20 protein-coding genes and 2 tRNA genes are annotated in these 21,793 nt (G+C 58.2%); 9 read left to right on the top strand and 13 right to left on the bottom strand.

Translation table 11 applies throughout. From position 1 onward, the window contains the following. Positions 1 to 8 precede the first annotated feature (8 nt). The 4 genes from GHO42_RS09490 to GHO42_RS09475 all read right to left on the bottom strand — a co-directional run bounded on the left by GHO42_RS09490 (position 9) and on the right by GHO42_RS09475 (position 4,582). Positions 9 to 164 (bottom strand): hypothetical protein, encoded by a 156-nt coding sequence (locus GHO42_RS09490; protein ID WP_153327708.1) that lies wholly within the window; start codon positions 162 to 164, stop codon positions 9 to 11. A gap of 1 nt (position 165) precedes the next feature. After that, a complete protein-coding gene (locus GHO42_RS09485) occupies positions 166 to 1,302 on the bottom strand; it encodes a branched-chain amino acid ABC transporter substrate-binding protein (RefSeq protein ID WP_095000976.1) in 1,137 nt (378 codons plus the stop codon). Positions 1,303 to 1,665: 363 nt separating this feature from the next. After that, positions 1,666 to 2,949, bottom strand: coding sequence for an FAD-binding oxidoreductase (locus GHO42_RS09480; protein ID WP_095000975.1), 1,284 nt, complete (start codon positions 2,947 to 2,949; stop codon positions 1,666 to 1,668). Positions 2,950 to 3,091: 142 nt separating this feature from the next. Then, a complete protein-coding gene (locus tag GHO42_RS09475; protein ID WP_095000974.1) occupies positions 3,092 to 4,582 on the bottom strand; it encodes an aldehyde dehydrogenase family protein in 1,491 nt (496 codons plus the stop codon). 154 nt (positions 4,583 to 4,736) lie between these two features. Here GHO42_RS09475 and GHO42_RS09470 point away from each other — a divergent pair, with 154 nt between their 5' ends. From GHO42_RS09470 to GHO42_RS09455, 4 genes are all read left to right on the top strand, one after another. Then, positions 4,737 to 5,633 (top strand): LysR family transcriptional regulator, encoded by an 897-nt coding sequence (locus GHO42_RS09470; RefSeq protein WP_095017674.1) that lies wholly within the window; start codon positions 4,737 to 4,739, stop codon positions 5,631 to 5,633. A gap of 141 nt (positions 5,634 to 5,774) precedes the next feature. Continuing rightward, the gene (pncB, locus tag GHO42_RS09465) at positions 5,775 to 6,989 is read left to right on the top strand and encodes a nicotinate phosphoribosyltransferase (protein WP_095000972.1); all 1,215 of its coding nucleotides are present in this window, start codon (positions 5,775 to 5,777) and stop codon (positions 6,987 to 6,989) included. 3 nt (positions 6,990 to 6,992) lie between these two features. Next, positions 6,993 to 7,820 carry an ammonia-dependent NAD(+) synthetase gene (gene nadE / locus GHO42_RS09460; RefSeq protein WP_095000971.1) on the top strand — a complete coding sequence of 276 codons (828 nt, stop codon included), beginning with the start codon at positions 6,993 to 6,995 and terminating at the stop codon, positions 7,818 to 7,820. A 214-nt stretch (positions 7,821 to 8,034) separates the two neighbouring features. Beyond that, positions 8,035 to 9,057 carry a DUF1338 domain-containing protein gene (locus tag GHO42_RS09455; RefSeq protein WP_095017675.1) on the top strand — a complete coding sequence of 341 codons (1,023 nt, stop codon included), beginning with the start codon at positions 8,035 to 8,037 and terminating at the stop codon, positions 9,055 to 9,057. 57 nt (positions 9,058 to 9,114) lie between these two features. Here the strand turns inward: GHO42_RS09455 and azu are convergent, their stop codons facing one another. Further along, entirely contained in the window at positions 9,115 to 9,561 is a 447-nt protein-coding gene (gene azu / locus GHO42_RS09450) for an azurin (RefSeq protein WP_095000969.1), read from the bottom strand. Positions 9,562 to 9,893: 332 nt separating this feature from the next. Between azu and GHO42_RS09445 the strand changes: the two genes are divergently transcribed. Then, complete coding sequence (locus GHO42_RS09445; RefSeq protein ID WP_095000968.1) at positions 9,894 to 10,094, top strand: hypothetical protein; 201 nt, start codon at positions 9,894 to 9,896, stop codon at positions 10,092 to 10,094. Positions 10,095 to 10,445: 351 nt separating this feature from the next. On the opposite strand, the gene GHO42_RS09440 is transcribed toward GHO42_RS09445, so the two are convergent. The 8 genes from GHO42_RS09440 to rnr all read right to left on the bottom strand — a co-directional run bounded on the left by GHO42_RS09440 (position 10,446) and on the right by rnr (position 20,314). Beyond that, entirely contained in the window at positions 10,446 to 12,752 is a 2,307-nt protein-coding gene (locus GHO42_RS09440; RefSeq protein ID WP_095000967.1) for a YgiQ family radical SAM protein, read from the bottom strand. Between the two features lie 232 nt (positions 12,753 to 12,984). Beyond that, entirely contained in the window at positions 12,985 to 14,379 is a 1,395-nt protein-coding gene (gene dnaB, locus GHO42_RS09435; RefSeq protein WP_016783319.1) for a replicative DNA helicase, read from the bottom strand. A gap of 120 nt (positions 14,380 to 14,499) precedes the next feature. After that, the gene (gene rplI, locus GHO42_RS09430; protein ID WP_003439047.1) at positions 14,500 to 14,946 is read right to left on the bottom strand and encodes a 50S ribosomal protein L9; all 447 of its coding nucleotides are present in this window, start codon (positions 14,944 to 14,946) and stop codon (positions 14,500 to 14,502) included. A 19-nt stretch (positions 14,947 to 14,965) separates the two neighbouring features. Continuing rightward, positions 14,966 to 15,862 carry a hypothetical protein gene (locus GHO42_RS09425; protein WP_095000965.1) on the bottom strand — a complete coding sequence of 299 codons (897 nt, stop codon included), beginning with the start codon at positions 15,860 to 15,862 and terminating at the stop codon, positions 14,966 to 14,968. Between the two features lie 36 nt (positions 15,863 to 15,898). After that, positions 15,899 to 16,129 carry a 30S ribosomal protein S18 gene (gene rpsR / locus GHO42_RS09420; RefSeq protein ID WP_003171373.1) on the bottom strand — a complete coding sequence of 77 codons (231 nt, stop codon included), beginning with the start codon at positions 16,127 to 16,129 and terminating at the stop codon, positions 15,899 to 15,901. A gap of 28 nt (positions 16,130 to 16,157) precedes the next feature. Continuing rightward, positions 16,158 to 16,583 (bottom strand): 30S ribosomal protein S6, encoded by a 426-nt coding sequence (gene rpsF, locus GHO42_RS09415; RefSeq protein ID WP_003439045.1) that lies wholly within the window; start codon positions 16,581 to 16,583, stop codon positions 16,158 to 16,160. 306 nt (positions 16,584 to 16,889) lie between these two features. Next, on the bottom strand, positions 16,890 to 17,654 hold the full coding sequence (rlmB, locus tag GHO42_RS09410) for a 23S rRNA (guanosine(2251)-2'-O)-methyltransferase RlmB (protein WP_095000964.1): 765 nt from the start codon (positions 17,652 to 17,654) through the stop codon (positions 16,890 to 16,892). Beyond that, complete coding sequence (rnr, locus tag GHO42_RS09405) at positions 17,651 to 20,314, bottom strand: ribonuclease R (RefSeq protein WP_095000963.1); 2,664 nt, start codon at positions 20,312 to 20,314, stop codon at positions 17,651 to 17,653. The genes rlmB and rnr overlap by 4 nt, the downstream gene beginning before the upstream one ends. Before the next feature lie 227 nt (positions 20,315 to 20,541). On the opposite strand from rnr, the gene GHO42_RS09400 reads away from it, so the two are divergent. The 4 genes from GHO42_RS09400 to GHO42_RS09385 form a co-directional block, all read left to right on the top strand. Then, positions 20,542 to 20,628 (top strand) — tRNA-Leu (locus tag GHO42_RS09400). A 174-nt stretch (positions 20,629 to 20,802) separates the two neighbouring features. Further along, a tRNA-Leu gene (locus GHO42_RS09395) sits at positions 20,803 to 20,889 on the top strand. A gap of 192 nt (positions 20,890 to 21,081) precedes the next feature. Then, on the top strand, positions 21,082 to 21,588 hold the full coding sequence (locus tag GHO42_RS09390) for a sigma-70 family RNA polymerase sigma factor (protein ID WP_178126974.1): 507 nt from the start codon (positions 21,082 to 21,084) through the stop codon (positions 21,586 to 21,588). Continuing rightward, a partial coding sequence (locus GHO42_RS09385) for a DUF4880 domain-containing protein (RefSeq protein WP_153384148.1) occupies positions 21,581 to 21,793 on the top strand: 213 nt, incomplete at its 3' end. The genes GHO42_RS09390 and GHO42_RS09385, both read left to right, overlap by 8 nt.

Here is a 21,793-nt window from a genome sequence, read left to right as displayed (position 1 = left end):
ACGCAATCTCACGCACTGGAGCCTTTGCGCAGACGCAAGCCATCCACGCCGTCACAGGACAGCTTGGCTGGCAGGGTGTGCGCGACTCCTGGAAAAGAAGACAGGTGGTGCAGATCCATCCCTACCTGATGCCCGCCGAAGCTGGCATCAGGTAGGTGACTCATCTCACTTCTGTTTTTCCAGTTGGTGATATTTACCGTCTTTGTCCCACTGGTACATAACGTAGTCGGAGACTTTAAGGTCACCTTTGCTGTCCCAGGCTTTCTCACCCATCACGGTTTTAACCGGGTTGGCCTTGAGCCACTTGGCAGCATCTTCACCCTTGTTGGATTTGGCGCCGGCAAAGGCGTCAGCCAGGGCCTGGACCGAAGCATAGGCGTACAGGGTGTAGCCCTCTGGTTCGGTGCCAGCCTTACGGAACTCTTCAACCACCACCTTGCTGTCTGGCAACAGGCGCGGGTCGGCACCGAAGGTCATATAAACGCCGTCAACGTACTGCGGGCCGCCTGCGGTGGTAACCAGTTCGTCGGTGACCACACCATCATCGGACATGAACTTCACATCCTTGAGGCCTTGCTCACGCAGTTGGCGTACCAGCGGGCCGGCTTCCGGGTGCAGGCCACCGAAATACACCACGTCGGCCCCGTTGGAGCGGATTTTGGTCACCACGGCACTGAAGTCTTTTTCGCCTCGGGTCAGGCCTTCGTACAACACAGGGGTCACGCCGCGCTTGATCAGTTGCGCCTTGGTGGCGTCCGCCAGGCCCTGGCCATAGGTGTCCTTGTCGTGCAAAACGGCCACTTTCTTGCCTTTGAGCACATCAACAATGTAATCCGCCGCCACAATGCCCTGCTGGTCATCACGACCACACATGCGGAACATCGCGCTCAGGCCACGCTCGGTCACCGCCGGGTTGGTGGAGCCAGGAGTGATCGCAATCACACCGGCATCGGCGTACACCTCAGACGCCGGAATGGTCGATGAAGAACAGAAGTGCCCTACTACACCGGCCACTTTGTCCTGGTCGACCAAACGGTTGGCGACGGCTACGGCCTGTTTCGGCTCGCAGGCATCGTCCCCGGCCACCAGAACGATCTTCTCGCCGTTGACCCCACCGGCGGCGTTGATCTTGTCTGCCGCTGCCTTGGCACCCTTCATGTACTGCTCGCCAAAAGCTGCGTTGGCGCCAGTCATCGGGCCGGCAACACCAATTTTCAGATCAGCCTGAACAAACGAAGAAACGCCCAATGCAGCTGCTACGGCGAGGGCCAGAAAACCTTTCTTGTAGAACGTCTGCGACATGAGGTGGTGCTCCTGAGGTTTTATTAGATGGCACTTCGACTTCACCTAAAGCGCTGAGCAAGCCGCGTGCCATTGGCTTTTTATTCTTAAAAAAGTCGTTCTATTGTTGTTATATCGACTGTTTCGAGCCCATTTTCATTGGGCGTGCAACCGTCTAAACCGAGGAAGGTAAAACCGCTATGTTTCTACAGGCGCCACCTGCCGCAGCCGGTATTGCAACCAGGTTGCCCCGGGTTGCGCAAACGTCCTGTAACCACTTGCGTCACCGAACTGCACACTCTCGGTGCAGGACTGCTACAGGCCGCACCACTTAAGGCTAGCCGCTGCCAGGCAAAACGTCGGGGCGCCCAGAAAAAAACCGCGTCAGATCACAATTCTTAAACATTGGCCGGCGTGATACAGCGAAAAACCGGCTTCGTATAAACAACTGCGCAACCCCGTGCCAGACAGCGGCCGCATCGGTGCAAAGGGGATTGGCAAGGCCTTGGCATCGCCACTGCACAAATAGTCGGCAAAGGCCTTGCCGACCACGCTGCCTGTGGTTACACCGCGACCGTTATAGCCGGTGACTGCCACCAAACCGGGCGCCGGTTCAAATAAGCGCATCAGATGATCGGGCGTAAATGCGATGCAGCCCGTCCAGGTGCATTCCCATTCCACGCCCTTGAGGTACGGGAAATAATGCTGCTGCACGCGGTCGGCCCAGGCCTTGAGAAACCACGCAGGCTTCTGATTGCCGTTGCCCAGGCTGCCGAGCAGTAAACGGCCGTCGGCATCGCGACGGATACTGCTCAATACCTGGCGGGTGTCCCACGACCCTTGGCCGCCTGGCAAGATTCGCGCTGCGCTGGCGTCGGTCAGAGGTTTGGAGGCGACCTGGTAGTAATAACCAGGGAAAAAGTTACGTCGTAAATCAGTCCATTCGCCTTCAGTGTAGGCATTGGACGCCAGCACCACCTGCTCCGCACTTACCGCACCGTGGGCCGTTTGCACTGACCAGCGTGGGCCTTGGCGTTCAAGTCCGGTGACCGGGGAATGATCGAACAGCTGCCCGCCCAGATCACAGGCTGCCTTGGCCAGGCCCGAGGTGTAGGCCATAGGGTTGAGGGTGCCGGCGCGACGGTCGAGCAAGGCGGCGGCGATTTTTGTGGTGCCGGTAGCGGCTTCGCAGGCGGCGCCGGTGAGCAGTTCAACCGGGGCGCCACGGCGCTTCCATTGTTCTTCACGGCTGCGCAAATCGGCTTCGCCACGGGCATTATGGGCCATGTGCAGGGTGCCTTCACGGCGCAACTGGCAGTCGATGCGGTATTTGTCGATCAGGCTGAACACCAGTCCCGGGGCGGCACCGAGCATGCGGTTGAGCTGGCTGCCGACAGCCTCGCCGAAACCGGCTTCGATATCGTCGGGCGGTATCCACATCCCGGCATTAACCAATCCTACGTTGCGGCCTGAGCCGCCATGACCGGTGCGATAGGCTTCGAGCACACAGACACTTTTGCCCTGCTCGAGCAAATGGATGGCGGCGGACAAACCGGTGATGCCGGCACCGATCACACACACATCAACGCTCAACTCGCCCTTGAAGGTTGGCGCTTGGGGGCGTTGGGGGGTAAGGGTTTCCCACAGACATTGTTCTTGTAAAGGCATTGCCAAGCTCCAGAAATGAAACCCAACCAAAATCAAAGCCCCTCACCCTGGCCCTCTCCCGGAGGGAGAGGGGACTAAAGGCAAAAGCAGATCAGCTCCCTCTCCCTCCGGGAGAGGGTTGGGGGTGAGGGCTTGCATCACCTCAATCGAACGTAATCCCTTGCGCCAACGGCAATTCCAGCGAGTAGTTGACGGTATTGGTCTGCCGGCGCATATATCCACGCCATGCATCTGACCCCGACTCGCGACCGCCCCCGGTTTCTTTCTCACCACCAAAGGCACCCCCGATTTCCGCACCGCTGGGCCCGATATTGACGTTGGCAATCCCGCAATCACTGCCAGTGGCCGACATGAATTGCTCGGCCTCGCGCACATCGGTGGTGAATATGCACGATGACAGCCCCTGCGGCACCGCGTTGTTCAGGCGCAAGGCCTCGGCAAAGTCGCTGTAACCGACCACATACAAAATCGGCGCGAAGGTCTCGCTGCACACCACGTCGCTTTGCTCGGGCATTTCCACAATCGCCGGGGCCACGTAGTAAGCGCCAGGGTACTGGCCCGCCAATTGCCGCTCGCCACCAAATACCCGCCCGCCTTCGCTAAGGGCCTGCTCCAGCGCATCACGCATGTTTTCAAAGCTGCTTTTGTCGATCAGCGGCCCCACCAGATTGCCTTCCAGCGGATGACCGATACGCACTTTGGAATAGGCCGCCTTGAGCCGGGTGACAATTTCTTCCTTGACCGAGTCGTGGGCAATCAGCCGGCGCAGGCTGGTGCAGCGCTGCCCGGCAGTACCGACAGCACTGAACAGGATGGCACGCACGGCCATGTCCAGGTCGGCACTCGGCGCCAAAATCATCGCATTGTTGCCGCCCAGCTCCAGAATACTGCGGGCAAAGCGTGCGGCGATTTTAGGTGCCACTTCGCGGCCCATGCGCGTGCTGCCGGTGGCACTGATCAGCGCGACTCGCGGATCGTCAACCAGGGCTTCGCCCGCTTCACGACCACCAATCACCACCTGGGCCAGGTACTTGGGCGCGCCCTCAAACGAGCTCAACACACGATCAAACAAGGCCTGACAGGCCAGCGCCGTCAGCGGGGTTTTTTCCGATGGTTTCCAGATCACCGCGTTGCCGCATACCAGCGCCAACGCGGTATTCCACGCCCACACGGCCACCGGAAAGTTGAATGCGCTGATCACACCCACCACACCCAGCGGGTGCCAGGTTTCACGCATATGGTGGCCTGGTCGCTCCGAGGCGATGGTCAAGCCGTAGAGCTGACGCGACAGGCCAACTGCAAAGTCGCAGATGTCGATCATTTCCTGCACTTCGCCCAACCCTTCCTGGGTGATCTTGCCCGCTTCCCATGACACCAGCTCGCCCAGATCGGCCTTGTACTCACGCAGCAAATCGCCGAACTGGCGCACCAGTTCCCCACGACGCGGGGCAGGCACCTTGCGCCATGCCTCGAAGGCGTGTTCGGCGCGGGTCACGTGCTGCTCGGCCTCGGCAGCCCCTTCCCAGTGCACGGCACCGATCTGGCTACCGTCAATCGGCGTATACACCGGCTGATTGCCCTGCTGGTACAGCGCGGGGTTCACACCAAGACGATCCAGTAATGCAGCAACCATTGAAGGCACTCCTTGAGCTTTAAAAAATGATTCACAGGCCTTTAGTTGTAGCTGGCTGGCATGGCGGCAACAAACGACCTTTAAGCGAGATATCATTCCGAAAATTCATGCTGCACTGGTAACGTTGCCTGACAACAACAATCAGAGGCCTTCTATGCTCAACAAGCGCCATCTACCTTCGATCACGGCGTTGCAGTGTTTTGAAGCGGTGACCCGTCATCTGAGTTTCACCCGTGCGGCCGAAGAGCTGAATCTGACCCAGAGCGCAGTCAGCAAACAGGTCGCGCAGCTCGAAGAGCTGTTGCAGCACTTGCTGTTTCGCCGGGTGCGCCGCCGCTTGCAGCTGACTCCAGCAGGGGATTTGTATCTGGTAGAAGTCCGAAAAATCCTGACCCAGGTCGAGATGTCGACCCATACCCTGCGTTCCTATGGCGGCGAAACAGAAGTGCTACGGGTCTCCACCCCTTCCACTTTTGGCGCCCGCTGGCTGGTGCCGCGCCTCAAGGGTTGGGGCATACGCCATCCGCATATTCATCTGGATCTGTGCAATGAGCAGCAAGGCGACGATTTGCTGCAAGGGCGCAGCGATCTGGCGTTTTACTTCGGCCAGGGCTCACGGCCCGGCACCGAGAGCCTGAAGCTGTTCAGTGAAGAACTGGTCGCCGTATGTTCGCCAGCAAGCTTGCCGGGCACGGCACTGACCGACCCGACCCAACTCACAGGTCTGGTGTTGCTGCAGAACGCTTCGCGGCCACAGGCCTGGCACGAGTGGTTTGAGCATCAGGGGTTTCATACCGATCACAGCTACCATGGGCCGCGCTTCGACACCTTCTACATGTGCATCCGCGCAGCCCAGGTTGGCTGTGGCGTGGCACTGCTGCCGAGGTTCCTGGTGGAAGAGGAATTGGCCGACGGCAAACTGGTCATCGCCTGGCAGCACTTGATGCCGAGCCGCGATGCCTACTACCTGGCCTATCCTGAACATACGGCAGGCGTACCCAAGGTAAAGGCATTCGTGAGCTGGTTCATGGAGCAGCTGGATGCGCGATAACACCTGTGGGAGCGGGCAGAAACAGGCTACGACCACAAAAACCGCTGGCAAAACCGCCTGCAGATATGCGCCACTAGCGCCATTCATTGAAAAAGCTGAACGCCGTGGCTATCAGGCACGGGCAGCATGGAGATTGCCGCTATGAGCGAGAGTGTATTTGCCGATCGCATCGTGCAGAACCTGCTCGACACCGACTTCTACAAATTGACCATGATGCAGGCGGTGCTGCACAACTACCCCAACGTCGAAGTCGAATGGGAATTCCGCTGCCGCAACAGTGAGGATCTGCGCCCATACCTCAACGAAATTCGTCACCAGATCGAACGCCTGTGCGAACTGAGCATGACTCAGGACCAGTTGGGGTTTCTGGAACGCATCACCTTTATGAAGCCCGACTTCATCCGCTTTTTGGGGCTGTTTCGCTTCAATATGCGCTATGTACACACCGGCATCGAAAACGGCGAACTGGTTATCCGCCTGCGCGGGCCGTGGCTGCATGTGATCCTGTTTGAAGTGCCGTTACTGGCGATTGTCAGCGAAGTACGCAACCGTTCGCGCTATGCCGATACCGTGCTGTCACAGGCCCGGGAGCAGCTGTATCGCAAGTTTGACTGGCTGCAGGCCAATGCCAGCGCTGAAGAGTTGTCTGAACTGCAAGTCGCCGATTTCGGCACTCGTCGACGGTTTTCGTACCGCGTGCAAGAAGAAGTCGTCAGTGTGCTCAAGCACGACTTCCCCGGGCGCTTTGTCGGCACCAGCAACGTCAACCTGTCCCGCGAGCTGGACATGAAGCCGCTGGGGACCATGGCCCACGAATGGATCATGGCCCACCAGCAACTGGGCCCACGGCTGATCGACAGCCAGAGTGCCGCGCTCGACTGCTGGGTGCGCGAGTACCGCGGCTTGTTGGGCATCGCGCTGACGGACTGCATTACTACCGATGCCTTCCTGAAAGATTTCGATCTGTACTTTGCCAAGCTGTTCGACGGCCTGCGCCACGACTCAGGCGACCCTGTGGTGTGGGCCGAAAAATGCATAGCTCATTACCACAAGCTGGGCATCGACCCCATGAGCAAGACTCTGGTGTTCTCCGACAGCCTGACCCTGCCCCGGGCGCTGGAGATTTTCCGGTCACTGCGCGGCCGGATCAACGTCAGCTTCGGTATCGGGACTAACCTGACCTGCGACATTCCGGGGGTTGAGCCAATGAGCATCGTGCTTAAAATGAACGCCTGCAATGGCTCGCCGGTGGCCAAGATTTCCGATGAACCGGGCAAAACCCATTGCTCCGACCCCAATTTCGCCGCCTATTTACGCCACGTTTTCCAAGTTCCTGAACATTCTCCCAAGGAGTGAATCATGCAGGCCGTACAGCGTCAGATTGCTGCAGACCTCAAGGTCCAGCCGCCGTTCAAAGACACCGCAGCCCTTGAGGCCGAGATTGCCCGGCGTATCACTTTCATTCAGTGCTGCCTGCACAACGCCAGGCTCAAGACCCTGGTACTGGGCATCAGCGGCGGGGTCGACTCCCTGACCGCAGGCCTGATGGCCCAACGTGCGGTGCAGCAATTGCGCGAACAGACCGGTGACCAGGCCTATCGCTTTATTGCCGTGCGCCTGCCTTACGGTGTGCAGCATGACGAAGCAGACGCCACGGCTGCGGTCGACTTTATCAACCCGGACGAGCGCCAGACCGTGAACATCGGCCCTGCGGTCAAGGCCCTGGCGGCTGAAGTGACCGCGTTTGAAGGCAAGCCTGCTGCCACCGTGGACTTTGTACTGGGTAACACCAAGGCGCGTATGCGCATGGTGGCGCAATACACTATTGCCGGGGCGACTGGCGGGCTGGTGATCGGCACCGACCATGCGGCGGAAGCGGTGATGGGCTTCTTCACCAAGTTCGGTGATGGTTCCTGTGATCTGGCGCCGCTCAGCGGGCTGGTGAAAAATCAGGTGCGGGCCATTGCGCGGCATTTTGGTGCGCCGGAATCGCTGGTGGAGAAAGTCCCGACTGCCGACCTCGAAGACCTGGAGCCCGGCAAACCGGACGAAGCGTCCCACGGCGTGACCTATGCCGAGATCGATGCCTTCTTGCATGGCGAGCCGGTGAGCGAAGAAGCGTTCAATATCATCTGCAAGACGTACGAAAAGACCCACCACAAGCGTGAGATGCCGTTCGCGCCTTGAGCCCGTGCGTACCTCTCCCGGAGGGAGAGGGAGCAGACCGCACGCGGTTTCAAGAACACCATCAATCCGTCCCCTCTCCCTCCGGGAGAGGGCTAGGGTGAGGGGCTTTTTCCTTCCCGGAAAAAACGGAATGAACCCCGCAATTTTTTTCGCTTGTGGCCACAACGGCCAAAGGCTTTGATAGACGTCTATTTCGTCGCCAGAGCCCTGCCCCATGCCTGCTTTCGATGCTTTGTTCTCCCTTGTCGATTCCGTGCTCGGCCAACCGGCCACCGCCTGGTTGCGTGAGCATGTCGAAGTGCCTGAAGGGCTGCTGCGCTTCAACTGGCATGAACAGGCACTGCACCGGGTGTGGCTCGCCGAAGCACTGAACCTGTGCCTGCTGCACAAACTGGTGGAAGCCGTGCCTGAAGGCCGACGCTATGTACAGGAACAGGCACAGCATGGCCGCAAGGTAGTGTTCGACCATGGCGCCCTCCGTACGGTGGACTGGCCTGCCAACGGCGAACTGCCCCGCGGCCGCCAGGCATTTGCCCGTTTGCTGGAGCCACTGGGCTTTACCGATGTGCGAACCTACCCGCTGACCAAGCTGAACATGACCGGCTGGGGCTACAGACAAATGGATCTGCCCGAAGACATCGCCCAGTTCTTTGTCTCGGAACTGCACCCCGGCCGCTTCAGCGAGGCTTTTCAACAGGCCGTCAGCCGCGTGGTCGGTTCCAGCCTTGACCCGCTGCAGGCCCAACACCACAGCATCCTCAAGACCCTGAGCCTCACCCGCCACTGCAGCCTGAGCCAGGCGCAGGCCCTGTTGCCAGGGCTGTATCAAGCATTCGGCCGGCAGCATGGCGTGGTACAGGAAACGGACTACAACTGCCTCCTCGCTGAAAGCGCCGAGATGGCCTGGATCGCAACCGAGGGCAACAGCTTCAACCATCTGACCGATCGCGTGCCGGACCTCGAAGCCTGTGTGGCGCAACAACGTGACTTGCAACGGCCCATGAAAGACAGCATCGAAGTGTCCGCCTCGGGGCGGGTGATGCAAACCGCCTATCGCGCCAACACGGTCAGCCGCGGCCTGGTCGATGCTGCCGGGGTGTACCGCGAGCACGCAGTGCCGGGGTCATTTGTGGAGTTCATCCAACGCAAGATCGACCCTGATACCGGCCACATCGATCTGAACTTCGACAGCAGCAACGCCCAGGGCATTTTCAAGATGACCGACTCCAGGGCCTGAACGCAAACAGCCCTGACGGCGCAGGGCACGTCAGGGCTGTTAAGGGCTTGCGTGGTGTTATTTAAGAACCACAGCGCCTTTCATCATCGAGTTGTGGCCCGGGAAGGTGCAGAAGAATTCATATTCTTCGCCCGCTTTCAGTTTGGCCACATCGAAGGTCACGGAGTCTTTCTCACCGGCGCCAATCACTTTGGTGTGGGCGATGATGCGCTCATCACCGTCCTTGAGATAGTTTTTGTCCAGGCCAGCGGCAATGCCGTCGGTAGAAACTGCCTGCATGTCTGCCTTTTTGCTCAAGACCCAGTTATGACCCATGACGTTTTTCGGCAGATTGCCGGAGTGCGTCAGGTTAACGGTGAAGGTCTTGCAGGATTTGTCGATGACGATCTCTTTGGTGTTGTAAGACATTTGGTCAGTCGAATCGACAGTTACAGCGCACTCAGCCGCCAGCAAATGGCCGCTGGCCAGAGTCAAAAGGGATACCGCAACAACTTTGGCAAACATGGTGTATCTCCAAGGCAGGGTATGGGGAAGCAAAAATCTGTATACAGATTGCCTGAAAATTGTATCGATTCATATGATCTGCGTCATGGTCTATCGCCACAATCGACACAATCCATCCCAGAATGGACTTCAGGCTTATAACCTTAGGCCATCATTTTGAATTTTGGGGGAATAAGTAACTAGATTTAATCCACAACCGGCTTTTGCGTGGGTGTAGAGTCGTATTTTTAGCGCAATGTGCAACCTTGCAAAAACCCAGCTAACGGCTAAGCACTAATACAGGGCAGAATACGCGCCGCTCAACCTCACCTTCGACCCCAAGAGGATCGCCCATGGCCAAACCAAACTATAACTTCGCTAAGCGTCAAAGAGACTTGGCTAAAGAGCAGAAGAAAGAGGAAAAGGCTGCCCGCAAGAAAGCGGCTGCTGAAGGCGGTACTGTTGATACCGAGCTGGACCACGAAGTCGACAGCGAAAGTGAAGACGCCGCAGAAGATACCGGCGCACCAGAAGACAAAGCTCCAACTGCTTGACCCCCTCGGCCCGGTTATCCACAACCCGGCCCACAGGATCTGTGATCAGGATCAGCAGCCCGCCTGCTGATCCTCGCAGTTAGCCTGAACGCCCTCAGACGCTTCCAACCTCATTCCCTTACTTCCGCGACAGCAAACAGCCTACAAACCCGTGGCAGGCCTCTCAGCGCGCAGAAAGCACAACGCCAGCCCTAAGGCTGGCGTTGATTTACTGCAATTTACGCAAAACCGTAGCAGCTGCCGAAGGAACACTGCAACTGTGGGAGCGAGCCTGCTCGCGAAGGTCGTTCGCGAGCAGGCTCGCTCCCACAATAGGGCTTGACCTGCAACAGAGTATCTACAAGGGCAGGCTTAGCGCGGCACTACCGGCTTGCGGGCCGGGCGCTGGCTCTTGCCGCCCTTGGCTGCTTCCTGGCGCTCCTTGGCGGCCTGCTTGTTGCGGGCAAACGCAGCAGCCTTGGCCTGTTCACGCTTGTCCCACGGGTTGCCACCATCACTGGCACGCGGCGGCAGGCCAGTGTGCTGGGTCAGGATCTTGGTGGTCTTCTCACCCGCGACCTTGTGGCTACCGGCAGGCGTCGAGTTTTTGCGACGGGCACTCTGGTAACTGTCGGTCGCCGGCTGATGCAACGGGATCAACTGGTCCTTGCCCGAACCGATCAGGTCGGCACGGCCCATGCGGGTCAGCGCCTCACGCAGCATCGGCCAGCCTTTCGGGTCGTGATAGCGCAGGAACGCCTTGTGCAGGCGGCGCTGCTCCTCGCTCTTGACGATGGTCACCGAGTCGCTCTTGTACGTGACCTTGCGCAGCGGGTTCTTGCCCGAGTGGTACATCGCGGTGGCGGTAGCCATCGGCGACGGGTAGAACGCCTGCACCTGGTCGGCACGGAAACCGTTGGTCTTGAGCCAGATGGCCAGGTTCATCATGTCTTCGTCTTTAGTGCCGGGGTGAGCGGCAATGAAGTACGGGATCAGGTACTGCTCTTTGCCTGCTTCCTTGGTGTACTTCTCGAACATGCGCTTGAACTTGTCATAGCTGCCAATGCCCGGCTTCATCATCTGGTTGAGCGGACCTTCCTCGGTGTGTTCCGGGGCGATCTTCAGGTAACCACCGACGTGGTGGGTGACCAGTTCCTTCACGTATTCCGGCGACTCGACGGCAAGGTCGTAACGCAGACCGGAAGCGATCAGGATTTTCTTCACGCCCGGCAAGGCACGGGCGCTGCGGTAAAGCTGAATCAGCGACGAGTGGTCGGTGTTCAGGTTCGGGCAGATGCCCGGGAAAACGCAGGACGGCTTGCGGCACGCAGATTCAATTTCTGGCGTTTTGCAGGCGATGCGGTACATGTTCGCGGTCGGGCCGCCAAGGTCGGAAATAACCCCGGTAAAGCCAGGCACCTTGTCGCGGATCTCTTCGATTTCGCGAATGATCGACTCTTCGGAGCGGTTCTGGATGATGCGGCCTTCGTGCTCGGTAATCGAGCAGAAGGTGCAACCACCAAAGCAGCCACGCATGATGTTCACCGAGAAACGGATCATGTCGTAGGCCGGGATTTTTTCCTTGCCGTACGCAGGATGGGGAATACGTGCGTAAGGCATGCCAAACACGTAGTCCATTTCTTCAGTGGTCATCGGGATCGGTGGCGGGTTGAACCATACATCCACTTCGCCGTGCTTTTGCACCAGCGCACGGGCGTTGCCCGGGTTGGTTTCAAGGTGCAGCACGCGGTTGGCGTGGGCATACAGCACCGCATCAGCACGTACTTTCTCGACCGATGGCAGACGGATGACCGTCTTGTCACGGGTCATGCGCGGGCTGGCCAGGATCTGCACGACCTTGGCTTCGTTCGGGTCTTCAACCGGGCCCTTTTCCTGCTCGATGGCGCAGGCCTGGGTGTCCTGGGTGTTGACGTACGGGTTGATGATCTTGTCGATCTTGCCCGGACGGTCAATACGCGTGGAGTCGACTTCATACCAGTCTTTTGGCGTATCGCGACGAATGAACGCGGTGCCGCGCACATCGGTGATGTCTTCGACTTTGTGGCCGTAGGACAGACGCTGGGCCACTTCGACGATGGCGCGCTCGGCGTTGCCGTACAACAGGATATCGGCACAGGCGTCGATCAGGATCGAATTGCGTACGCGGTCCTGCCAGTAGTCGTAATGCGCGATACGGCGCAACGAAGCTTCGATACCGCCGAGTACGATCGGTACGTTTTTGTAGGCTTCCTTGCAGCGCTGGCTGTACACCAGACTGGCGCGATCCGGACGTTTGCCTGCCATGCCACCGGGGGTGTAGGCGTCATCGGAACGGATCTTTTTGTCAGCGGTGTAGCGGTTGATCATCGAGTCCATGTTGCCGGCGGCAACGCCGAAGAACAGGTTCGGCTCGCCCAGCTTCATAAAGTCGTCTTTGGACTGCCAGTTCGGCTGGGCAATGATGCCCACACGGAAACCCTGGGACTCCAACAAGCGACCAATGATGGCCATACCAAATGACGGGTGATCGACATAGGCATCACCCGTCACGATGATGATGTCGCATGAATCCCAGCCAAGCTGATCCATCTCCTCCCTGCTCATGGGCAGGAATGGTGCTGGGCCGAAACATTCGGCCCAGTACTTCGGATAGTCAAATAGAGGCTTGGCTGATTGCATGTCGATGACCGGTGTTGAGTGCAAAAAAGGGGGCGCGGCATTTACTAAGAAATTCGCGGGCGCGGAATATAGCACAAAAAATGACCAATTCCGACGGCAATGGTCGGAATTGATTGGCGCAGGCATATTGTCTGTGGGAGCGAGCTTGCTCGCGATTCAGGCGGCGCGATCTATCTGATTGACCGCGTCGATGCTATCGCTGGCAGGCCAGCTCCCACAGAAGCCGGACAGGTTAATCGTCGTCGAAGTTGTAACTGCCTGGCGCCAGGTTTTCGAAGCGCGTGTATTTGCCGATAAACGCCAGGCGCGTGGTGCCGATCGGGCCGTTACGCTGCTTGCCGATGATGATCTCGGCAATGCCCTTGTGCTCGGTCTCGGGGTGGTACACCTCGTCCCGGTACACGAACATGATGACGTCGGCGTCCTGCTCGATGGCTCCGGATTCACGCAAGTCGGAGTTGATCGGGCGCTTGTTGGGCCGCTGCTCCAGGGAACGGTTGAGCTGTGACAGCGCGACTACCGGGCAGTTGAATTCCTTGGCCAGCGCCTTGAGGGAGCGGGAAATCTCGGAGATTTCGTTGGTACGGTTGTCACCGCCGGAACCCGGGATCTGCATCAATTGCAGGTAGTCGATCATGATCAGGCCGATATCGCCGTGCTCACGCACCAGTCGCCGGGTACGGGCGCGCATTTCCGAGGGGCTGATGCCCGCGGTATCGTCGATAAACAGTTTACGGTCATTGAGCAGGTTGACCGCCGAAGTCAGGCGCGGCCAATCGTCGTCTTCGAGGCGACCGGCCCGGACCTTGGTCTGGTCGATGCGACCCAGCGATGACAGCATACGCATGATCAGCGATTCACCTGGCATCTCGAGAGAGTAAACCAGTACCGCTTTCTCGCTGCGCAATACGGCGTTTTCAACCAGGTTCATCGCAAAGGTGGTTTTACCCATCGATGGACGACCGGCGACGATAATCAAGTCCGCAGGCTGCAAGCCGCTGGTCATGCCATCGAGGTCGGTGTAACCGGTGGACAGGCCGGTGATGGCGTTGTCGGTGTTGAACAGCGTGTCGATACGGTCGATGGCTTTGGTCAACAGATCATTGACGCTCACCGGGCCACCGGTTTTTGGCCGGGCCTCGGCAATGGCAAAGATCTGGCGCTCGGCCTCATCGAGGATTTCTTCGGCGCTGCGCCCTTCCGGGTTGAATGCACTGTCGGCGATTTCGGTGCTGATACCGATAAGCTGACGCAACGTCGCACGCTGACGCACGATCTGGGCGTAGGCCTTGATGTTGGCGACCGACGGCGTATTTTTTGCCAGTTCACCGAGGTAGCCCAGGCCGCCCACCTGCGAAGTCTGACCTTCCTTGTCCAGTTGCTCGGCAAGGGTCACGACGTCAATCGGGGAGTTCTGGTCTGCCAGCTTGGCTATGGCGCGGAAGATCAGGCGGTGGTCATGTCGATAAAAATCACCGTCCGAAACCTGATCCAGCACGCGTTCCCAGGCGTTGTTGTCCAGCATCAAACCACCGAGCACAGCCTGTTCGGCCTCGATGGAATGCGGAGGCACCTTCAGGGCTGCGGTTTGTAGATCGTATTGCTCAGGAGCGGAGATATCGTTCATGGCCACTTGGAATTAGTTTGAAAATCAGGATCTGCAGAAAGACAAAGGGCACGACCTGTAAACAGGATCGTGCCCGATGTTAACCGTCCGGCACACAAGGTGCCAGTCAGTTAAGACTGCTTAAGCAGCTACCACAACAACGCGTACGGTTGCTTCAACTTCGGCGTGCAGGTGCACAGCCACGTCGAATTCGCCAACGTTGCGGATAGTGCCGTTCGGCAGACGAACTTCGCTTTTTGCAACTTCAACGCCGGAGGCGGTCAGTGCATCAGCGATGTCGTGAGTGCCGATCGAGCCGAATAGCTTGCCTTCGTCGCCAGCGGTGGCAGTGATAGTCACTTCCAGCTCAGCCAGTTGGGCAGCGCGTGTTTCAGCCGAAGCTTTTTTGTCTGCAGCAGCTTGTTCCAGCTCAGCACGACGCTCTTCAAACGCAGCCAGGTTGGCAGCGGTTGCAGCGGTAGCTTTGCCGTACGGCAGCAGGTAGTTACGACCGTAACCGGCCTTAACATTTACTTTGTCGCCCAGGTTGCCCAGGTTCGCGACTTTTTCCAGAAGGATCAGTTGCATGTGAAAATCCTCTTAACTTTTAACCTTCACCGTCCGCAGAGTCTTTATCGGTGCCTTTCGGCGCCAGACGTCCGCGAAAATCAATCAGGCTGTCGACAATGGCCAAGACCACGAGCAACGGATAGATCAGCTGCATAAACAGCAACAGCGTGACGTACAACCCCACCAGCCAGAACTTGGCCAGTCGCTTTTGCGCCACCAGCCCATGAATCAGGGCCAGCCCGGCGAAGAACAACGCTACGCTGCACAACGGCGTAAGCATGGCCATTTCGGGACCGAAGTTCGGCCCTACAAGCATGCACGCCAGCAATACGAGCGCTGGTCCCAGCGGTAGGCGGATGCTGCGAAATTCGCTGGCAAAACCACCCGGGTTATACAACAACGCCTGCCAATAACGCCCAAGTATCAGGCTCAGCACGCTGACGACCTGCATCAAAGCTGCAATCAAACCGGTGAGGACGGGTGCAATCAGTGCTCCAAGGCGCGCTCGCTCTACGTCAGATAACTTGTCGTAGAGACCATTGAGGACCTGCGGCAGAAGTTTTTCCAACTCCTGCGCCATCGCACCAATGGGTTCGCGGAAAACCGTACCCAGGACCACGCCATACACCACACCCAACGCTACGCTGACCAGCAGCACGCGATTCCAGGACTGACCGGCGCGTAACATCAACGCCAGCCCCAGAGTTCCCAGCAGCACCATAAGGGTGCGGGGCTCTCCGATAAACCACCAGACCAAGGCCGGCAGTAACGCCCATGAGAGAATGCTCAAGGCATCTCTCGGACCGCGCCGCAGAAGCACCAGGCTACCTGCAGCAGCACTCAACCAGAACAAGAACGGCAATGCCGCACATCCGGCCACGATTAACGTGGCCTGCACACGGCCTCGCATGATGAACTCAGCTAAGGCGCGCATGCTTTCAATCCTTTACTACTTGTCGACTGCCCGGTCTCAGCGGCCGTGGCTGTCGGTGTAGGCCAGCAGGGCCAGGAAGCGGGCGCGCTTGATAGCGGTGGCCAGCTGACGCTGATAACGAGCTTTAGTACCGGTGATGCGGCTTGGAACAATTTTGCCGGTCTCGGATACGTAAGCTTTCAGAGTGTTGAGATCCTTGTAATCGATCTCTTTCACTTCTTCTGCGGTGAAGCGGCAGAATTTACGACGACGGAAGAAACGTGCCATGTAATTGGCTCCTCAAAAGGTCCGTGGATTACTCGTCAGCGTTATCGCTGGCGTCGCTGTTATCGCTGTCATCGCCATCGGCGCTGTCAGAATGCTCAGGACGGTCACGACGCTCACGGCGCTCACTGCGGTTCTCTTCAGCCTTGAGCATCTCGGACTGGCCAGTTACGGCTTCGTCGCGACGGATGACCAGGTTACGGATCACAGCATCGTTGTAACGGAAGTTGTCTTCCAGCTCAGCCAGGGCTTTGCCAGTGCACTCAACGTTCAGCATCACGTAGTGAGCCTTGTGAACATTGTTGATTGCGTAGGCCAGTTGACGACGACCCCAATCTTCCAGACGGTGGATTTTGCCGCCGTCTTCTTCGATCAGCTTGGTGTAACGCTCTACCATGCCGCCGACTTGTTCGCTTTGATCCGGGTGGACCAAAAAGATGATTTCGTAATGACGCATGAATGCTCCTTACGGGTTGTAGCCTGCCGCTAACTAAAAAGCGGTCAGACAAGGAGTGAATGACACTTGTGTGTCTTGCCTAGAGAGGCACATATGCGCCCGCCATGACGGCAAGGGGCGCAATTGTAGAGAAGGGACAACAGAGGCGCAAGGCAATTGGTGATTATTTGAACAATCTTTACTTGTATACGCCACAAACCAATGTGGGAGCGGGCTGGCTCGCGATGGCATCGCTGCGGTCATCCAGAGACACCGCGTGATACGCATCGCGAGCAAGCCCGCTCCCACATTTAACAGCCAGCCAGCTTACTTCTTCTTCGAAGAAGTCTTGGCCTTGGCGCCGCGCTGACGCTGGGCTTCGAACAGGCAAACACCTGTCGCCACCGAAACGTTCAGGCTGCTGACGCTGCCGGCCATCGGCAGCTTGACCAGGTAATCACAGTGCTCACGGGTCAGGCGACGCATGCCCTTGCCTTCTGCCCCCATGATCAGGATGGTCGGGCCGGTCAGGTCCTGGTCATAGATACTGACTTCAGCCTCACCGGCCGTACCGACAACCCACAAGCCGCGCTGCTGGAGCTTCTCCAGGGTACGCGCCAGGTTGGTCACGGCAACCAACGGAATAACTTCCGCTGCACCGCAGGCTACTTTTCGTACCGTCGGCGTCAGCGTTGCAGATTTGTCCTTGGGCACGATAACAGCCAGCGCACCGGCAGCATCCGCCGAACGCAGGCAAGCACCCAGGTTGTGGGGATCGGTCACGCCGTCCAGCACCAGCAGCAACGGGGCACCTTCAGTGCGATCGAGCAGCTCGTCGAGCATGGCTTCGCCCCAGACCTGGCTCGGACTCACGTCCGCCACCACACCCTGGTGCACGCCTTCGACCCAGACGTCCATTTCACGACGCTCGGCCTGGCCGACAGCCACACGGTTTTCGTTGGCCAGCTCGATCAGCGTTTGTACACGCGGATCACTGCGACCTTCTGCCAGCCATACCTGCTTGACGCGCTTGGGATGGTGACGCAGCAATGCTTCTACGGCATGCACGCCATAGATTTTTTCCAGACTCATGACTTGGCCTTAGGTTTGCGCGCCCCGCCGCTTTTGGCGGCTGGAGCGGTGCCCGATTTTGGCGGGCCTTTACGATGTTTGCTCGGCTTGGAAGGCTTGCCCGCATCTTTTGCAGGCGCCCCCCTACCCGACTTTCCCGGCTCCGATGTCCGACCGCCGCTTTTCGATTCGGCCAGCAGCGCCTGTTTCAGTTCACGGCTTTTGCGCAGCTCGGCGTTTTTTGCCGCAGCATCGCTTGGGCGATAAGCATCATCCGAGGATTTTTTAGCGGGCTTGGCCGGTGCACTGCGACGTGCAGCCGGGGCTGGCTCAACCGGCTTTTCAGTCGGCTTGGTACCGGCCTTGCCTGCATTCCTGGTTTTAGGCGCATCAGCAGTACGATTTTTACGACCAATCGGCGCACTGAGGGTTTTTTCCGCCATTTCGAAGTCGATCTTGCGCTCGTCGAGATCGACGCGCATGACCCGCACTTCAACGGTATCACCCAAGCGGAAGCTGCGACCGGTGCGCTCGCCCGCCAGGCGGTGATGCACAGGGTCGAAGTGGTAGTAGTCGCCCGGCAAGGCAGTTACGTGAACCAGACCTTCAACATAGATATCGGTCAGTTCCACGAACAGGCCAAAACCGGTCACTGCCGTTACCACGCCAGGGAACGACTCGCCTACGCGATCCTTCATGAACTCGCACTTGAGCCAGTTGGTCACATCGCGGGTGGCTTCGTCGGCACGGCGCTCGCTCATGGAGCACTGCTCGCCGAGCTGCTCCAGGATCGCTTCGTCGTACGGATAGATGCGCGCTTTCGGAATGGTCATCGCACCAGCACGGCGAACGTGCGGGGTATCCATCTTGGAATGGATCACGCTGCGGATCGCACGGTGGGTCAACAGGTCAGGGTAGCGACGAATCGGCGAGGTGAAGTGGGTATAAGCTTCATAATTCAGGCCGAAGTGGCCCTGGTTATCGGAGCTGTATACCGCCTGGCTCAACGAACGCAGCATTACGGTCTGGATCAGGTGGAAATCCGGACGGTCCTTGATGCTGGCCAGCAATGCCTGGTAATCCTTCGGCGACGGACCATCTTTACCTTTGTGCAGGCTCAGGCCCAGCTCACCGAGGAACGCACGCAGTTTTTCCAGACGCTCCGGCGGCGGACCATCGTGGACACGATACAGCGCAGGAATCTCGTGCTTCTTGAGGAACTCGGCGGTGGCCACGTTGGCCGCCAGCATGCACTCTTCAATCAGCTTGTGCGCATCGTTACGGGTGGTCGGGCGAATATCGGCAATTTTGCGATCGGAACCGAAGATGATCCGGGTTTCCTGGGTTTCAAAATCAATCGCGCCACGGGTATGACGAGCTGCCAGCAACACCTTGTACAACGAGTACAACTGCTTGAGGTGCGGCACCACATCAGCGTATTCGCTGCGCAGTTGCTTGGCCTCGCTGGTTTTCGGCTGCTCCAGAATAGTGCTGACCTTGTTGTAGGTCAGACGTGCCTGGGAATGGATCACCGCTTCGTAGAACTGATAGTCGGTCATTTCGCCGGTTTTGGAGATGGTCATCTCGCAAACCATGGCCAAACGGTCGACTTTCGGGTTCAGCGAGCACAGGCCGTTGGACAGCTGCTCAGGCAGCATCGGGATCACGCGCTCAGGGAAGTACACCGAGTTGCCGCGAACCTGGGCTTCGGCATCCAGGGCCGAACCGATTTTCACGTAGCTGGAGACGTCGGCAATTGCCACGTACAACTTCCAGCCGCCGGAGAACAGGCGCAGCTTGCCAGGCTTGGCTTCGCAGAATACGGCGTCATCGAAGTCGCGAGCATCTTCGCCGTCAATGGTGACGAACGGCAGATGACGCAGGTCGATGCGCTTCTCTTTGTCTTTCTCTTCGACTTCCGGCTTCAGACGGCTTGCTTCCTTAAGCACAGCTTCCGGCCATACGTGAGGAATGTCGTAAGTACGCAGGGCAATATCGATTTCCATGCCCGGAGCCATGTAGTTGCCTACAACCTCCAGTACATCGCCTTGCGGCTGGAAACGCGGCGTAGGCCAGTGAGTAATCTTCACTTCGACGAACTGACCGATTTTTGCGCCAGCGTTGCGACCCGGGGTTACCAGCACTTCTTGCTGGATCTTCGGGTTGTCGGCCACTACGAAGCCAATACCACCTTCTTCAAAGTAGCGACCCACGATGGTTTCGTGAGCACGGGAAACCACTTCGACGATCACGCCTTCACGACGACCACGACGGTCCAGCCCCGAAACACGGGCCAGCGCACGGTCGCCATCGAACACCAGGCGCATTTGCGCAGGGCTCATGAACAGGTCGTCGCTGCCGTCGTCCGGAACCAGGAAGCCGAAGCCATCGCGGTGGCCACTGATACGGCCGAGAATCAGGTCGAGCTTGTCCACCGGCGCGTAAGTGCCACGGCGGGTGTAAATCAGTTGGGCATCGCGCTCCATCGCACGCAGGCGACGGCGCAAGGCCTCGATTTGGTCTTCTGTGGTCAGACCGAACTCTTCCACCAACTGTTCACGAGCAGCAGGCGAGCCACGCTCGGCCAGGTGCTGAAGGATCAGTTCGCGGCTAGGGATAGGGTTTTCGTATTTTTCCGCTTCACGTGCGGCCTCGGGATCGAGGGTCTGCCAATCGGCCATTAGATAGTTTTCACCTTGTCTATATGCGGGTTAGTTTGGCATACGCGTATTGAAACGGGAAATTTCAGGCACACACTGGGCCTTATTAGTCCTTTCTGACGCGCTTTGCTGCTGTCGACCAACCGTTCGCGAAATATTTTCACTATTTTTAAACACAACGCTTTACAGGTCAAAGGTTCGTCCGTAAGATGCGCGCCATCAACAACGGCAACAGCGTTGAAGATACTGCCCAGATGGTGAAATTGGTAGACACGCCAGCTTCAGGTGCTGGTGATCGCAAGGTCGTGGAAGTTCGAGTCTTCTTCTGGGCACCAATTCGAGATTGCAGAGTAGTACACTCTTCAGCCTCACACAAAAACCCGCGAAAGCGGGTTTTTGCATTCCGGGTCAGCTAAGCCCCTGATTTAATAAAATTAAAACAGGGGTTTACAGATCGAAAAGCTCTACGTATTATGCGCCACATCAACAGCGGCAACGTTGCTGATACTGCCCAGATGGTGAAATTGGTAGACACGCCAGCTTCAGGTGCTGGTGACCGCAAGGTCGTGGAAGTTCGAGTCTTCTTCTGGGCACCAATTCAGGTTTACAGGTTCACCCTGTGCAACCACTCAAAAAGCCCGCGAAAGCGGGCTTTTTAGTTTCCGGGATTCCTTCCTGCCCTCTTCGATACCTTTTATCTGCGGCCTAAAGGTCGTATTTGATAATCTATCTCATCCGCATTAATATCCGGCCAACTTCAGATCCCTGGCTCATCCTCCTGGATACCCGTGCCCGACACCAATGACAGGCTCCAGCTTTACCTGACGCATCGTATCGCCCTGGTCGACTATGCCGCCCCCATCGTGGGCTGCCGGGCCAAGGCAGAAGATGTGGTTCAAGACGCCTGGCTGCGCTTCAGCCAGGGCGCGGACAACCTCGCCCCGCTGACACAACCGGTGGGCTATCTTTACCGTATCGTGCGCAACCTGGCCTTTGACCTCAATCGCCGGGCAACCCTGGAAAACCGCCACACCACCCATAGCGAATCATTGGACGAACACATTTCCAACGCGCCTTCGCCCGAGCAGCAAGCCTTGCATGTGGACGAATTGCGCAAATTGCAACATGCTTTGTCCCGCCTGCCGGAGCGCACGCGCCAGGCATTCGTATTGCATCGCCTGCAAGGCCTGACGTTTCAGCAAATCGGCACGCAACTTGGCATGTCCGTGAGCCTGGCCCACCAATTGGTCCGCGACGCCCTGACCTACTGCGCGGAACAACTGAGTGATGACTGAAAAACCGCCCCCGAACCCGATCTGGGAAACCGCACTGGACTGGCTGCTGCTGATCCAGGAGAACCCTCACGACTCCGAACTGACCGAACGCCTGAACCACTGGCGCGCCAGCGCCCCTGAGCACGACGCGGCTTATCGCAAGGCGCTCAAGGTCTGGAGCCTGAGCGGCGAGGCGCTCACCCTGCCGGCGACAACAGCACCGGCC

The organism is Pseudomonas sp. FSL R10-0056 (genome assembly GCF_009600105.1).
GTDB lineage: Bacteria > Pseudomonadota > Gammaproteobacteria > Pseudomonadales > Pseudomonadaceae > Aquipseudomonas > Aquipseudomonas bubulae.
This window is presented reverse-complemented; position numbering and strand designations above follow the sequence as displayed.

What these genes read in the sequence shown, in the direction of transcription:
- GHO42_RS09455 (WP_095017675.1), top strand. Translation starts at nt 8,035, where the DNA reads ATGCCTGCTTTCGATGCTTTGTTCTCCCTTGTCGATTCCGTGCTCGGC.
- GHO42_RS09490 (WP_153327708.1), bottom strand. Translation starts at nt 164, where the DNA reads ATGAGTCACCTACCTGATGCCAGCTTCGGCGGGCATCAGGTAGGGATG.
- rpsR (WP_003171373.1), bottom strand. Translation starts at nt 16,129, where the DNA reads ATGGCACGTTTCTTCCGTCGTCGTAAATTCTGCCGCTTCACCGCAGAA.
- rlmB (WP_095000964.1), bottom strand. Translation starts at nt 17,654, where the DNA reads ATGAGTCTGGAAAAAATCTATGGCGTGCATGCCGTAGAAGCATTGCTG.
- GHO42_RS09470 (WP_095017674.1), top strand. Translation starts at nt 4,737, where the DNA reads ATGCTCAACAAGCGCCATCTACCTTCGATCACGGCGTTGCAGTGTTTT.
- nadE (WP_095000971.1), top strand. Translation starts at nt 6,993, where the DNA reads ATGCAGGCCGTACAGCGTCAGATTGCTGCAGACCTCAAGGTCCAGCCG.
- rpsF (WP_003439045.1), bottom strand. Translation starts at nt 16,583, where the DNA reads ATGCGTCATTACGAAATCATCTTTTTGGTCCACCCGGATCAAAGCGAA.
- GHO42_RS09475 (WP_095000974.1), bottom strand. Translation starts at nt 4,582, where the DNA reads ATGGTTGCTGCATTACTGGATCGTCTTGGTGTGAACCCCGCGCTGTAC.
- GHO42_RS09445 (WP_095000968.1), top strand. Translation starts at nt 9,894, where the DNA reads ATGGCCAAACCAAACTATAACTTCGCTAAGCGTCAAAGAGACTTGGCT.
- GHO42_RS09480 (WP_095000975.1), bottom strand. Translation starts at nt 2,949, where the DNA reads ATGCCTTTACAAGAACAATGTCTGTGGGAAACCCTTACCCCCCAACGC.
- dnaB (WP_016783319.1), bottom strand. Translation starts at nt 14,379, where the DNA reads ATGAACGATATCTCCGCTCCTGAGCAATACGATCTACAAACCGCAGCC.
- GHO42_RS09440 (WP_095000967.1), bottom strand. Translation starts at nt 12,752, where the DNA reads ATGCAATCAGCCAAGCCTCTATTTGACTATCCGAAGTACTGGGCCGAA.
- pncB (WP_095000972.1), top strand. Translation starts at nt 5,775, where the DNA reads ATGAGCGAGAGTGTATTTGCCGATCGCATCGTGCAGAACCTGCTCGAC.
- GHO42_RS09425 (WP_095000965.1), bottom strand. Translation starts at nt 15,862, where the DNA reads ATGCGCGCCTTAGCTGAGTTCATCATGCGAGGCCGTGTGCAGGCCACG.
- azu (WP_095000969.1), bottom strand. Translation starts at nt 9,561, where the DNA reads ATGTTTGCCAAAGTTGTTGCGGTATCCCTTTTGACTCTGGCCAGCGGC.
- rnr (WP_095000963.1), bottom strand. Translation starts at nt 20,314, where the DNA reads ATGGCCGATTGGCAGACCCTCGATCCCGAGGCCGCACGTGAAGCGGAA.
- rplI (WP_003439047.1), bottom strand. Translation starts at nt 14,946, where the DNA reads ATGCAACTGATCCTTCTGGAAAAAGTCGCGAACCTGGGCAACCTGGGC.
- GHO42_RS09485 (WP_095000976.1), bottom strand. Translation starts at nt 1,302, where the DNA reads ATGTCGCAGACGTTCTACAAGAAAGGTTTTCTGGCCCTCGCCGTAGCA.